Here is a 13,601-nt window from a genome sequence, read left to right on the forward strand (position 1 = left end):
GAGCGGCCGCGCGCGCCGCATCGCATCCGCCGCTTTTTTTTGGTTCATCGCGGATTACCGGGGAACGCGGCGCGGATCTTGAGAAAGAAGTATTCCTCGTCGCGGTACCCGTAAGCCCGACGCTTGATGACCTTGATGGTGTTGTTGATGCCTTCGACGATGCTGGTATTAAGCGGATGTCGGCAGCGGGCCACGATTCCGTGCCAGTAACCCTGCAGGCGCTGCGCAAACAGTTGCAGCGCGGCAATTCCGCTTTGCCGGGCTTGCTCGATCCATTGTTCCCAGGCCTTTTCCGCCCAGGCAGGCTTGCGGTAGAACCAGAGCCGCTTGAGTTCGTCACGTAGCACGTAGACGCACAACAATGGCTGATTGGCGGCCAGCAGTTCCTTCAGATGCACGGACTGCTCGGGCTTCAGGTTGTGGCGGTTGCGCAGCAGCAACCAGCGGCTGGACTTCAGGACCTTCCGGGCCGGCCGGTCATGGCGCAACTGATTGGCCTGATCGACCCGTACCCGATCGATCACCTCACGCCCGTACTTGGCCACGACGTGGAACAGGTCGTAGACGACCTCAGCCTGCGGACACTGCGCTTTGATCTCCAACTCGTAGGCCGTGGTCATGTCGATGGCCACTGCTTCGATGCGCTCGGCAACACCCTGGGGAAGCTGTTCGAAGAAGGCTCTGGCCGTCTCGCGCGAGCGTCCCGCTCCAATCCAGAGCACTTGCCGACCAATCGGATCGACCACCACCGTGGCGTAGCGATGACCTTTATGGAGCGCGAACTCGTCCATCGCCAGATAGCGGATCGTCGACCAGTCAGGATCAGCCACACGCGCTCGCAAGCGCATCTTGTCGATCGATTTGACCGTGTGCCAGCCCAAATCGTAGAAGGCGGCGACCGCCTGCACGCTGGCCGCCTGCAGCAGTTTCTCGCAGGCCTTGGCAAATCGCTCCGTCACTCGCTGGTAACGGCCCAGCCACGCCAGTTTCTCCAGTCGCGGACCGCCGCAGCGTTCGCACCAGACTCGGCGGCGGGGGACGTGCAGTACCACCCGGTACTCGAACAGTGGCAGATCGCGCACCCGGCGAACCGTCGTCTCATGAATCTGCTGGCAGCGTGCACCGCACTGTTCGCAGTACATGACCTTGCTGACCGGCTTCAAATACAGCGACAGCGTACGGCCTTCTCCTTCCGGCCATTCCACCCCCTCTAACCGATAGCCGGTCCAGCAACCCAGTGCTTGAAGTGCCTTGCGATCGAGCAATTCTGCCTCCTGACCTCCTTAAAGTCAGGCGTCAGGTTACGCAATCGCCATCAAACCCTCCACGGTTTCCTGCGATGAACCTTTTTTTTCCGCCGCTGCCCGCGCAGGCGTTTCTGCGCTACGATGGAAGCACGCCCGAGGCCGCGCCGCCCGGCCGGAACCGCGCGACATGCCGCTTCGGCCAGCGCGCCCGCCCGTCGACACGGACGCGCCACGACCTTGGTGTATCCTTGCCTATTCCGTGACAGCGCGCTCCCGATTCGCGGGGCGCACCACCATGAACGATTCGTATCCCAGTCGAAAATCCGCCGACAAACCGCCTGAAAAACGCTCACTGCTCGAGCGTCTGACCGACTTCATCTCGCCCGAGCCCGATTCGCGGGCCGAGCTCCTCGAAATCCTGCAGGATGCGCACGAACGCAACCTGATCGACGCCGATTCGCTGTCGATGATCGAGGGCGTGTTCCAGGTGTCCGACCTGTGCGCACGCGACATCATGGTGCCCCGCGCGCAGATGGACGCGCTCAACATCGCCGACAAGCCCGAGGACTTCATCCCGTTCGTGCTCGAAAAGGCGCACTCGCGGTATCCGGTATACGAAGACAACCGCGACAACGTGATCGGCGTGCTGCTCGCGAAGGATCTGCTGCGCTTCTACGCGGAAGATGAATTCGACGTGCGCGGGATGCTGCGCCCCGCCGTCTTCATCCCCGAATCAAAGCGGCTGAACGTGCTGCTGCACGACTTCCGCGTGAACCGCAACCACCTCGCGATCGTCGTCGACGAATACGGCGGCGTCGCCGGCCTCATCACGATCGAGGACGTGCTCGAGCAGATCGTCGGCGACATCGAGGACGAATACGACTTCGACGAGGAAGCCGGCAACATCATCGCCGCGCCCGACGGCCGCTACCGCGTGCGCGCGCTGACCGAGATCGAGCAGTTCAACGAAACGTTCGGCACCGATTTCCCCGATGACGAAGTCGACACGATCGGCGGCCTCATCACGCACCATTTCGGCCGCGTCCCGCATCGCGGCGAGAAAGTGCGCCTGGGCGACCTGCTGTTCGAGATCCAGCGCGGCGACGCCCGCCAGATTCACGTGCTGCTCGTGCGCCGCGCGCCGCTCGCCGGCCGGCGCAGCGGCTCGGCCGGCGAAGACTGACGCGCCCACGCCTCCCCACCCGCTCCTTCGACGCAACGCATGGCCGAACCGATCTCGACCCGCTCGCAATCGAGCGTCTCCGCAACGGCCGCCGGCCGTGCGCTGCCCGTCTGGCACTATCCGGCCGCGCTCCTCGCGGGCGCGGCCAACACGCTGACGTTCGCGCCGACGCCGCACGGCGGCTGGCTGCAGCTCGTCGTGTTCGCATGGCTGTTCGCGCAACTGACGCGCACGACGAGCTGGAAGCACGCGGCGGCCACGGGCGGCGCGTTCGGCTTCGGCAACTTCGTCACCGGCATCTGGTGGCTCTACATCAGCATGCACGTGTACGGCGAGATGGCCGCGCCGCTCGCGGGCGGCGCACTCGTGCTGTTCTGCCTGTACCTGTCGATCTATCCGGCGTTCTCGGCGGGGCTCTGGTCGTTCTGCGCGGGGCACGCGCGAAACGGCAAGGCGGCCGACCCGCGTCCGTTCTCGCCGACCTGGCACGGCGCGTTCGCGTTCGCGAGCGCGTGGGCCGTCGGCGAATGGCTGCGCGGCAACGTGCTCACCGGCTTTCCGTGGCTCGCGAGCGGCTACGCGCAAGTCGACGGGCCGCTCGCCGGCTACGCGTCGATCGTCGGCGTCTACGGGATCGGCTGGGTGCTCGCGCTCGTCGCAGCGCTCGTCGTGCAGGCGATCGTCCGCGCGCGTGAAAGCGGCCGCAGCCGCGGCAACGATCGCAACAGCGGCGGCGGAAACAGCCGAATCGACGCGCCGGCCGGCGCCGCGCCGCATGCGCTGCGCGCGCCGCGCGTCGCGGCGCCGGCGCTCGCGGCCGCCGCGCTCGTCGCGCTCGGCCCGCTGCTCGCGCTCGTGCCGTGGACCGTGCCCGCGAACGCGCCGCTCACGGTGCGCCTGCTGCAAGGCAACGTGAAGCAGGACATCAAGTTCGAGGAAGCGGGCATCAAGGCGGCGATCGCGATGTACCAGAAGATGATCACCGAGAAACCCGCCGACCTCGTCGTCACGCCCGAGACCGCGATCGCGGTGCTGATCCAGGAACTGCCCGAGCCGTTCGCGCGCGCGGTGCGCAATTTCAGCGACGCGACCAACACAGCAGTGCTGTTCGGCGCGGTCGGCGGCACCGTGACGGACGACGGCCGGATCGTCGACTACACGAACAGCCTGTACGGCGTGACGCCGCATTCGCGCGACATCTACCGCTACGACAAGCATCATCTGGTGCCGTTCGGCGAGTTCATCCCGTGGGGCTTTCGCTGGTTCGTCGACCTGATGAAGATGCCGCTCGGCGATTTCGCGCGCGGCGCGCCCGTCCAGCAGCCGTTCATCGTGCGCAACCAGCCGGTGATGGCCGACGTCTGCTACGAGGACATCTTCGGCGAGGAGATCGCGGCGACGATCCGCGACAACCCGGTGTCGCCCGGCGTGCTCGTCAACGTGACGAACCTCGCGTGGTTCGGCGACACGATCGCGCTCGACCAGCACCTGCAGATCGCGCGGATGCGCTCGCTGGAAACGGGCCGGCCGATGCTGCGCGCGACGAACACCGGGATGACGGCCGCAATCGACGCGCAGGGCCGCGTGATCGGCCGGCTGAAGCCCTTCACGATCGGCTCCCTCGACGTGCGCATCGAGGGCACCGCCGGCCGCACGCCGTACGTGACGAGCGGCAACGCGACGGTGCTCGCGCTGTCGCTGCTGCTGCTCGCATTCGGCTTCGCGTTCGGCCCGGGGCTGCGCCGGCGCGGCTGACGCCTGCCGCACGAGCCGCGCGCCGCCGCGCCGCGTTCGACGCCCGCGTGTTTTCCGGCGATTTCCCCGCCCGCGCACGCGCATGAAGGCGGCCTCACCCCGTTGCGGCCGCACCCGCCCGCCGATCCGGTAAAATTACGCGTTTCAGCACAGACCCAAGCCGCGCGCCGCGCGAGCTGCCGGCGCGGCTCATCGCCCCCGCCGTCTGCCCGAAGCGGAGCGCCCGGCGCCACGAAGGCCTCTCATGCTTACGTTTCAGCAAATCATCCTGACGCTCCAGTCCTATTGGGACAGGCAGGGTTGCGCCCTGCTCCAGCCGATCGACATGGAAGTCGGCGCCGGCACGTCGCACGTGCACACGTTCCTGCGCGCGATCGGTCCCGAGCCGTGGCGCGCCGCGTACGTGCAGCCGTCGCGCCGCCCGAAGGACGGCCGCTACGGCGAGAACCCGAACCGCCTGCAGCACTACTACCAGTATCAGGTGGTGCTCAAGCCGGCGCCGGAGAACATCCTCGACCTGTACCTCGGCTCGCTGGAAGCGCTCGGCTTCGACCTGAAGCAGAACGACGTGCGCTTCGTCGAGGACGACTGGGAGAACCCGACGCTCGGCGCGTGGGGCCTCGGCTGGGAAGTGTGGCTGAACGGGATGGAAGTCACGCAGTTCACGTACTTCCAGCAGGTGGGCGGCCTCGACTGCAAGCCCGTGCTCGGCGAGATCACGTACGGCCTCGAGCGCCTCGCGATGTATCTGCAGAAAGTCGAGAACGTCTACGACCTGATCTGGACCGAGTGGGAAGAGCCGGGCCCGAACGGCCCCGAGCTGCGGCGCCTCACCTACGGCGATGTCTACCACCAGAACGAAGTCGAGCAGTCGACGTACAACTTCGAGCACGCGAACGTCGAACTGCTGTTCACGTTCTTCAACAGCTACGAATCCGAAGCGAAGCGGATGATCGAGGCGCAGCTCGCGCTGCCCGCGTACGAGCTCGTGCTGAAAGCCGGCCACACGTTCAACCTGCTCGACGCGCGCGGCGCGATCTCCGTGACCGAGCGCGCCGCGTACATCGGCCGCATCCGCGCGCTGTCGCGGCTCGTCGCGCAGGCGTACTACGATTCGCGCGAGAAGCTCGGCTTCCCGATGATCGGCAACCCGGTGCCGGGCGTGCCGGGCCTGACCACCGACGCGCAGGAGGCCGCGCAGCCCGCGTGGGCGCCGCCGCTGAAAGCCGAACGCAAGATCGATCAGGACTGACGAGATTCTTCACACCATGACGCAAAACCATTCCGCATCCCTGCTCGTCGAGCTGCTGACCGAAGAGCTGCCGCCGAAAGCGCTCGCGCGCCTCTCCGACGCGTTCGCCGAAGGCATCGCGCAGCGCCTCGCCGCACGCGACCTGATCGAAGGCGAGCTCGCGTTCGAACGCTACGCGACGCCGCGCCGCCTCGCGGTCGTCGTCCAGAACGTGCGCGCCGTCGCGCCCGAGAAGCAGGTCCGCGAAAAAGTCCTGCCGGTATCGGTCGCGCTCGACGCCGAGGGCAAGCCGAGCGCGCCGCTCGCGAAGAAGCTCGCGGCGCTCGGCCACCCGAACCTGTCGATCGCCGATCTCGAGCGCGCGCACGACGGCAAGGCCGAAGCGTTCTTCGTCAATTACGCGGCGCCCGGCGCGACGCTCGCCGACGGCCTGCAGGCCGCGCTCGACGAAACGCTCGCGAAGCTGCCGATCCCGAAGGTGATGACCTATCAGCGCCCGGACGGCACCGACGTGCAGTTCGTGCGCCCCGTGCACCGCCTGACCGTGCTGCGCGACGATCGCATCGTGCCCGTCACCGCGTTCGGCATCGACGCGGGCGACACGACGCTCGGCCACCGCTTCCTGTCCGACGGCCTCGTCGCGATCCAGCACGCGAGCGCCTATGCGGACACGCTGCGCGAGAAAGGCCGCGTGCTCGCGCACTTCGCGGGCCGCAAGGAAGCGATCCGCACGCAGCTCGAAGCGAACGCGAACGGCGACCAGGTCGTGATGCCCGAGGCGCTCCTCGACGAAGTGACGTCGCTCGTCGAGTGGCCGGTCGTCTATCCGTGCCGCTTCGAGGACGAGTTCCTGCAGGTCCCGCAGGAATGCCTGATCCTCACGATGCAGACGAACCAGAAGTACTTCGCGCTCACCGACGCGGCGGGCAAGCTGCGCTCGCGCTTCCTGATCGTGTCGAACATCGGGACGAAGACGCCGAGCGAGATCATCGAGGGCAACGAGCGCGTCGTGCGCCCGCGTCTCGCCGACGCGAAGTTCTTCTTCGAGCAGGACAAGAAGAAGCCGCTCGCCGAGCGCGTGCCGCTCCTCGCGAACGTCGTCTATCACAACAAGCTCGGCTCGCAGCTCGCGCGCGTCGAGCGCCTCGAAACGCTCGCGGGCGAGATCGCGCCCGCGATCGGCGCCGACGCGACGGTCGCGATCCGCGCGGCCCGCCTCGCGAAGGCCGACTTGCTGACCGACATGGTCGGCGAATTCCCCGAGCTGCAAGGCACGATGGGCACGTACTACGCGCGCCACGACGGCGAGCCGGAAGACGTCGCGATCGCGTGCAGCGAGCACTACCGGCCGCGCTTCTCCGGCGACGCGCTGCCGGCGACGCCCGTGTCGACCGCGGTCGCGCTCGCCGACAAGCTCGAGACGATCGTCGGCATCTGGGGCATCGGCCTCGCGCCGACGGGCGAGAAGGACCCGTTCGCGCTGCGCCGCCACGCGCTCGGCGTGCTGCGCCTGCTGCTCGAAAAGCAGTTGCCGCTCGATCTCGTCTGGCTGCTGCGCACCGCGTACGAGCGCTTCGCGGCGGTGCCGGGCGTCGCCGAATCGACCGACGCGATCTACGCGTTCTTCGTCGACCGCCTGCGCGGCCTGCTGCGCGAGCGCGGCTACACGGCGGGCGAAGTCGACGCGGTGCTGAGCCTGAACCCGACGCGCCTCGACGACATCGTCGCGCGCCTCGACGCGGTGCGCGAGTTCACGCGCCTCGCGGAGGCCGAAGCGCTCGCGGCCGCGAACAAGCGGATCTCGAACATCCTGAAGAAGTCGGAAAGCAGCGCGAACGGCGCGGTGCAGCCGGCGCTCTTCGTCGAAGCGGCCGAGAAGGCGCTCGCCGAGCAGCTCGCCGACGTGACGCCGCGCGTGCAGTCGCAGCTCGAGGCGCGCGCGTACACGGGCGCCCTGTCCGCGCTCGCCGCGCTGCGCGCGCCCGTCGACGCGTTCTTCGACGGCGTGATGGTCAACGCCGAGGACCCCGCGCTGCGCGCGAACCGGCTCGCGCTCCTGTCCGCGCTGCATCAGCAGATGAACTGCGTCGCGGACATCTCGAAGCTCGCCGCCTGAAGGCCCGGAGCCACGCGATGCCGATCAGTCTCAGCAAGAAGCTCGTCGTCCTCGATCGGGACGGCGTCATCAACGTCGATTCGGAGGCGTTCATCAAGTCGCCCGACGAATGGGTCGCGCTGCCCGGCAGCCTCGAGGCGATCGCGCGGCTCAATCACGCGGGCTACCGCGTCGTCGTCGCGACGAACCAGTCGGGCATCGGCCGGGGCCTGTTCGACATGGCGACGCTGAACGCGATGCACCTGAAGATGCATCGCGCGGCGGCCGCGGTCGGCGGCCGGATCGACGCGGTGTTCTTCTGCCCGCACACGGCCGACGACCATTGCGATTGCCGCAAGCCGAAGCCCGGGATGATGAAGCTGATCGCCGAGCGCTTCGAGATCGACCCGGCGGATACGCCGGTCGTAGGCGATTCGCTGCGCGACCTGCAGGCGGGCGCGGCGCTCGGCTTTCGGCCGCATCTCGTGCTGACGGGCAAGGGCAAGAAGACGCTCGCCGCGGGCGGGCTGCCGGAAGGCACGCGCGTGCACGACGACCTGCGCGCGTTCGCGCTCGATTTCCTTTCCGAAGAACACGAGTGATGCGGGCCCGCGCGCATCCTCCCTCACCGTAACGTCACGCCGATGCGCTTCGTCCGCTCCCTGCTGCTGCTCGTCTATTTCATCGTCTATACGGTGCCGTACGCAACCGCGTGCTTCATCGCGTTCCCGTTCCTGCGCCCGAACGCGCGCTACTGGATGGCGGTCGGCTGGTGCAGGTCGACGCTCTTCGCCGCGCGCTGGCTCACCGGCATCCGGTACCGCGTCGAAGGCTACGAGAACCTGCCCGACGGCCCGGCCGTGCTGCTGCCGAAGCATCAGTCCGCGTGGGAAACGATCGCGCTGCCCGCGCTGATGCCGAAGCCGCTCTGCTACGTGTTCAAGCGCGAGCTGCTGTACGTGCCGTTCTTCGGCTGGGCGCTCGGGATGCTGCACATGGTCCACATCAACCGCAAGGACGGCAAGAACGCGTTCGACTCGGTGATCCGCCAGGGCCGCAAGCGGATGGCGGACGGCGCGTGGGTCATCATGTTCCCCGAAGGCACGCGCACGCCGGTCGGCAGCCAGGGCAAGTACAAGACGGGCGGCGCGCGCTTCGCGCTCGGCGCGGGCGCGCCCGTCGTGCCGATCGCGCACAACGCGGGGCGCGTGTGGCCGCGCAACTCGTTCACGAAGTACCCCGGCACCGTCACGGTGTCGATCGGCAAGCCGATCGACACGCAGGGCCTCACCCCCGACCAATTGAACGATCGCGTCGAGAACTGGATCGAAGCGGAAATGCGCCGCATCGATCCGGACGCGTACCGGCACGAGCGCGACGGCGCACGCGGCGCCGAGCGCGCGTCCGACGCCGCGCATCCCTGAAGTCAAGCGAGTTTCACCCATTGCGCACTGCCAAACGAAGCGAACTGATGCCGAAGCGTCCCAGGCCACGGCCGGCCGTCGTGGCTCTCGATCACCGCCAGCTCGACCTGCCGCTCTTCGACGGGCCGGCCGCCGCGCCGCCCCCCGCTTCCCCTTCCGCCGCGCCGCCCGCCTCGCCCGTCCCGCCCGCGACGCCGCCCGAGGCCGACCGCTCCCGCCGCCGCACGCTCGCGCTCGACGGCCGCGTGCTCGAATACAAGCTGAAGCGCTCCGCGCGCCGCACGATCGGCTTCGCGATCGACGGCAACGGTCTCACGATCACCGCGCCGCGCTGGGTGACGCTCGCCGACATCGAAGCGGCGATCGCCGAGAAGCGCCGCTGGATCTTCAACAAGCTCGCCGAATGGCAGACGCGCGCCGAGCAGCGCGCGCTGCCGCAGATCGACTGGAAGGAAGGCGCGCAGATTCCGTATCTCGGCAGGCCCGTCAGCATCGTGCTCGCGTCGGCGAAGGGCGCGCTCAGCTTCGATCCGGTTGCCGCGACGCTGGAGCTCGGGCTGCCCGCGCACGCGAGCGAGCAGCAGATCAAGGACCGCGTGCAGGGCTGGCTGCAGGGCGAGGCCAAGCGGATCTTCGGCGAGCAGCTCGCCGTGTATGCGCAGAAGCTCGGCGTCACGTATTCGATGTATGCGCTGTCGTCGGCCGCGACGCGCTGGGGCAGTTGCTCGAGCGACGGCAAGATCCGCCTGAACTGGCGGCTCATCCACTTCCCGATGTCGATCGTCGACTACGTCGTCGCGCACGAGCTGTCGCATCTGCGCGAGATGAACCATAGCCCGGCGTTCTGGCAGACGGTCGAATCGATCTTCCCGGAATTCCGCGAAGCGCGGCACACGCTGAAGCACCATCCGCCGGAGCTGCTGCCGGCGCTCTGAGCGGCGCGCGCATGCATGAGCGCATCGCGCGCCCAAACGCAGGCCGGCGCGGGGCGCCGCGGCGCCCCGCGCGGCGAAACAGCGCTCAGTGAGCCTTGCGCTGGATGAACTCGATCTTGTAGCCGTCCGGATCTTCGACGAACGCGATCACCGTCGTGCCGTGCTTCATCGGGCCGGCTTCGCGCGTGACCTTGCCGCCTTGCGCCTTGATCTGCTCGCACGCCTTGTACGCGTCTTCGACCTCGAGCGCGAGATGGCCGAAGCCCGTGCCGAGCTCGTACGATTTCGTGTCCCAGTTGTGGGTGAGCTCGATGACCGTGTGGTCCCGCTCGTCGCCGTAGCCGACGAACGCGAGCGTGAATTTCCCGTCCGGATAGTCTTGGCGGCGCAGCAATTTCATGCCGAGCAGCTCGGTGTAGAACTTGATCGAGCGGTCGAGATCGCCGACTCGCAGCATCGTGTGAAGCAAACGCATGATGGGTACTCCGTGGGGACTTGCTTGAACGTGCGAATGTACCAGACCCGCGCGATTTCCGCCGGGCGCCGCATCGCCCATCCGCGCGGCAGGGACGATGCGCGGCGCGCATGTCGATCGGTTAAGATCGTCGCGTCGGGCAGCCCGGCAGCGCGCGGCGAATCGAACCGCTCTTTCCACCACTCTTTCCAACAGCCGAGTCCGTCGGCTTGCAAACCGTGCGAACCCGCTTCCTGGTCTTCCTGAAACCGAGCCTGCCCACCGGGCGCCCGGCCGCCGGCACGTCCGCGGCTCGCGCCGCCTTCAGGAGCGCCCGATGAGCGCCGTCGCCGGCGCGCCGGCGCGTCCGTCGCTCGATCTGCGCGCGATCGGCGTGATGGTCCTGCTGTGCGCGATCTGGGGCTTTCAGCAAGTCGCGATCAAGAGCGCGACCCACGCGATCCCGCCGATGCTCCAGGCCGGACTGCGCTCCGCGATCGCGGCGCTCGGCGTATGGGCGTGGGCGAGCGCGCGCGGCACGTCGCTCTTTCGCGCGGACGGCACGTTCGCGGCCGGCATCGTCGCGGGCACGCTGTTCGCGGGCGAATTCGTCTGCCTGTTCTTCGGTCTCACGCTGACGAGCGCCGCGCGCATGGCGATCTTTCTGTACACCGCGCCGTGCTTCACCGCGCTCGGCCTTCACCTGTTCGCGCCAGGCGAGAAGATGCGCCGCCTGCAATGGTCGGGCGTCGCGATCGCGTTCGCGGGCATCGCGGTCGCGTTCGCCGACGGCTTCGCGCGGCCGGCCGCCGGCGGCGCATCGGCGCTCGCCGGACTCGCGGGCGACGCGCTCGGCGTACTAGGCGGCGTGATGTGGGCGGCGACGACGGTCGTCGTGCGCTCGACGCCGCTCGCGCGCGCGAGCGCGAGCAAGACGCTGTTCTATCAGTTGACCGTGTCGTCGGCGGTATTGCTCGGGCTCGCCGTCGTCACCCGCCAGACGACGTTCGCGAACGTGACGCCGCTCGCCGTCGCGAGCCTTGCGTATCAGGGCGTGATCGTCGCGTTCGCGAGCTATCTCGCGTGGTATTGGCTGCTCACGCGCTACAGCGCGGCGCGGCTCTCCGTGTTCACGTTTCTCGCACCGCTCTTCGGCGTGAGCTTCGGCGTGCTGCTGCTCGGCGACGCGATCGGCCCGCGCTTCGTCGCGGCGGCGGCGCTCGTGCTCGCGGGCATCGCGCTCGTCAACGCGCCGCCGCGCGGCGGTCGCAAATAGGCATAGGCGAAGCGGGAAACGGCGGCGCGATCGCCGACGCCGGACGAGCGATCCCGCGACGCGTCGCCCGCCCGGCGGCCCATCGCTTTCAGCGGCCCGCCCGCGCCGCGCCCGCCGCCTGCGCGACGCGCACGTACTCGTCGACCCCGACGTCTTCCGCGCGGCGCGCGAGATCGAAGCCGAGCGCATCGAAATCGACGAGATCGCGATAGCCGCCAAGCGTGTTGCGCAGCATCTTGCGGCGCTGCGAGAACGCGGCCGTCACGACTTCGCCGAGCACCGACGGATCGACGGCCGGCAGCTCGTGCGGCGCATGCGGGATCATCCGCACGATCGCCGAATCGACCTTCGGCGGCGGCTGGAACGATTCGGGCGGCACGTCGATCAGCTTGTCCATCGCGTAGCGGTACTGGAGCATCACCGACAGCCGGCTGAACGCCTTCGTGCCCGGCTCGGCGACCATCCGCTCGACGACCTCGTTCTGCAGCATGAAGTGCTGGTCGATCACGACGGGCGCAAACGCCATCAGATGGAACAGCAGCGGGCTGGAAATGTTGTACGGCAGGTTGCCGATGATCCGCAGGGACGGCTGGTCGCCCGGCCGCGCGAGCGAGCCGAAATCGAATGCGAGCGCATCGCCCGCGTGCAGCTCGAGCAGCTCGCCGAAGCGCGCCTTGAGGCGGCCGATCAGATCGCGGTCGAGCTCGACCGCATGCAGCGGCGAATCGGGCGTCGCGAGCCGCGCGATCACGGGCCCCGTGAGCGCGCCGAGGCCCGGCCCGATCTCGACCATCCGCTCGCCGCGTTCGGGACGAATCGCCGCGACGATCGCGTCGATCACGCCGTGATCGACGAGAAAGTTCTGCCCGAAGCGCTTGCGCGCGAAATGCCCTTGGTGCTGTCTGCTGTTCGACATCGAAAGATAGAAAAACGGATGACGCGAAAACTCAGGCCGCGCGCCGATGGCGCGCCATCGTCACCGCGGTGTCGATGGCCGCGACAAGGCTGCCCGGATCGGCGCGGCCCGTGCCGGCGAGATCGAGCGCCGTGCCGTGATCGACCGACGTGCGGATGATCGGCAGGCCGAGCGTGACGTTGATGCCCTCGCCGAACGTCGCGTACTTGAGAACCGGCAGCCCCTGATCGTGGAACATCGCGAGCACGCAATCCGCGTGCTCGAGGTGGCGCGGCTGGAACAGCGTGTCGGCCGGATACGGGCCGCGCGCGTCGATGCCCGCCGCCCGCGCGCGTTCGAGCGCAGGCCCGATCACGTCGATTTCCTCGCGGCCGAGATAGCCGTTCTCGCCCGCATGCGGATTGAGGCCCGTCACGAGGATGCGCGGCGCGGCGAGGCCGAAGCTGCGGCGCAGGTCGCGATCGACGATCGAGAGCGTGTCGACGAGGCCGTCGATCGTCAGCGCGGCCGGCACGTCCTTGAGCGGCAGGTGCGTCGTCGCGAGCGCGACGCGCAGCGGCCGCTCGCCCGTGCCCGCGAGCATCATCACGACGCGCGGCGTGTGCGTGCGCTCGGCGAGATATTCGGTGTGGCCGGTAAATGGCACGCCGGCATCGTTGATCGTGCTCTTTTGCAGCGGCGCGGTGACGATCGCGTCGTATTCGCCGGCGAGCGCGCCGTCGATCGCCGCATCGAGCAGATCGAGCACATAGCGCCCGTTCGCCGGATTCAGCTTGCCCGCTTCGGCGGGCGCGGCAAGCGCGCGATGCGCGACGGCGACATGCGCGTTCGCGACGTGCGCGTTCGCGCCGCCCGCCGTCACGCGCGCCCAGTCGACGCCCGCCGCCGCCGCGCGCTCGGCGATCAGGCTCGCGTCGCCGAGCACCGTGAAGTGCGCATCCGGCCAGCGCGCCGCCGCGTCGGCGAGCGCGCGGGCCGTCAGCTCGGGGCCGACGCCGGCCGGCTCGCCGGTCGTGATCGCAATGCGCAGCGGCTGCGGACGGGCGGACATGATGCGCCTATGT

At 68.6% G+C, this 13,601-nt stretch carries 12 protein-coding genes; 8 read left to right on the forward strand and 4 right to left on the reverse strand.

From position 1 onward, the window contains the following. Positions 1–44: 44 nt before the first annotated feature. Entirely contained in the window at positions 45–1,265 is a 1,221-nt protein-coding gene (locus tag AQ610_RS15635) for an ISL3 family transposase (protein WP_045554821.1), read from the reverse strand. A gap of 277 nt (positions 1,266–1,542) precedes the next feature. Between AQ610_RS15635 and AQ610_RS15640 the strand changes: the two genes are divergently transcribed. The 7 genes from AQ610_RS15640 to AQ610_RS15670 all read left to right on the forward strand — a co-directional run bounded on the left by AQ610_RS15640 (position 1,543) and on the right by AQ610_RS15670 (position 9,891). Further along, a complete protein-coding gene (locus AQ610_RS15640; protein WP_006024598.1) occupies positions 1,543–2,430 on the forward strand; it encodes a CorC family transporter in 888 nt (295 codons plus the stop codon). A 39-nt stretch (positions 2,431–2,469) separates the two neighbouring features. Then, the gene (gene lnt / locus AQ610_RS15645) at positions 2,470–4,185 is read left to right on the forward strand and encodes an apolipoprotein N-acyltransferase (protein WP_006024597.1); all 1,716 of its coding nucleotides are present in this window, start codon (positions 2,470–2,472) and stop codon (positions 4,183–4,185) included. A gap of 244 nt (positions 4,186–4,429) precedes the next feature. After that, complete coding sequence (gene glyQ / locus AQ610_RS15650; RefSeq protein ID WP_006024596.1) at positions 4,430–5,437, forward strand: glycine--tRNA ligase subunit alpha; 1,008 nt, start codon at positions 4,430–4,432, stop codon at positions 5,435–5,437. Between the two features lie 16 nt (positions 5,438–5,453). After that, entirely contained in the window at positions 5,454–7,553 is a 2,100-nt protein-coding gene (gene glyS, locus AQ610_RS15655) for a glycine--tRNA ligase subunit beta (protein WP_006024595.1), read from the forward strand. A 17-nt stretch (positions 7,554–7,570) separates the two neighbouring features. Further along, positions 7,571–8,134 carry a D-glycero-beta-D-manno-heptose 1,7-bisphosphate 7-phosphatase gene (gene gmhB, locus AQ610_RS15660; RefSeq protein WP_006024594.1) on the forward strand — a complete coding sequence of 188 codons (564 nt, stop codon included), beginning with the start codon at positions 7,571–7,573 and terminating at the stop codon, positions 8,132–8,134. Between the two features lie 42 nt (positions 8,135–8,176). Further along, complete coding sequence (locus AQ610_RS15665) at positions 8,177–8,956, forward strand: lysophospholipid acyltransferase family protein (RefSeq protein WP_006024593.1); 780 nt, start codon at positions 8,177–8,179, stop codon at positions 8,954–8,956. 47 nt (positions 8,957–9,003) lie between these two features. Further along, positions 9,004–9,891, forward strand: coding sequence for a M48 family metallopeptidase (locus AQ610_RS15670; protein ID WP_043282012.1), 888 nt, complete (start codon positions 9,004–9,006; stop codon positions 9,889–9,891). Between the two features lie 85 nt (positions 9,892–9,976). Here AQ610_RS15670 and gloA read toward each other — a convergent pair whose 3' ends face one another. Further along, positions 9,977–10,366, reverse strand: a complete 390-nt coding sequence (gene gloA / locus AQ610_RS15675) for a lactoylglutathione lyase (protein ID WP_009911274.1) — start codon at positions 10,364–10,366, stop codon at positions 9,977–9,979. Between the two features lie 316 nt (positions 10,367–10,682). Here gloA and AQ610_RS15680 point away from each other — a divergent pair, with 316 nt between their 5' ends. Then, positions 10,683–11,621, forward strand: a complete 939-nt coding sequence (locus AQ610_RS15680; RefSeq protein ID WP_006024590.1) for a DMT family transporter — start codon at positions 10,683–10,685, stop codon at positions 11,619–11,621. An 88-nt stretch (positions 11,622–11,709) separates the two neighbouring features. Here AQ610_RS15680 and rsmA read toward each other — a convergent pair whose 3' ends face one another. Both rsmA and pdxA read right to left on the reverse strand, forming a co-directional pair. Next, the gene (rsmA, locus tag AQ610_RS15685; protein ID WP_006024589.1) at positions 11,710–12,537 is read right to left on the reverse strand and encodes a 16S rRNA (adenine(1518)-N(6)/adenine(1519)-N(6))-dimethyltransferase RsmA; all 828 of its coding nucleotides are present in this window, start codon (positions 12,535–12,537) and stop codon (positions 11,710–11,712) included. A 31-nt stretch (positions 12,538–12,568) separates the two neighbouring features. Continuing rightward, positions 12,569–13,588 (reverse strand): 4-hydroxythreonine-4-phosphate dehydrogenase PdxA, encoded by a 1,020-nt coding sequence (gene pdxA, locus AQ610_RS15690; protein ID WP_006024588.1) that lies wholly within the window; start codon positions 13,586–13,588, stop codon positions 12,569–12,571. Positions 13,589–13,601: the final 13 nt, after the last annotated feature.

This window comes from Burkholderia humptydooensis, from assembly GCF_001513745.1.
In the GTDB taxonomy this organism is placed as follows: domain Bacteria; phylum Pseudomonadota; class Gammaproteobacteria; order Burkholderiales; family Burkholderiaceae; genus Burkholderia; species Burkholderia humptydooensis.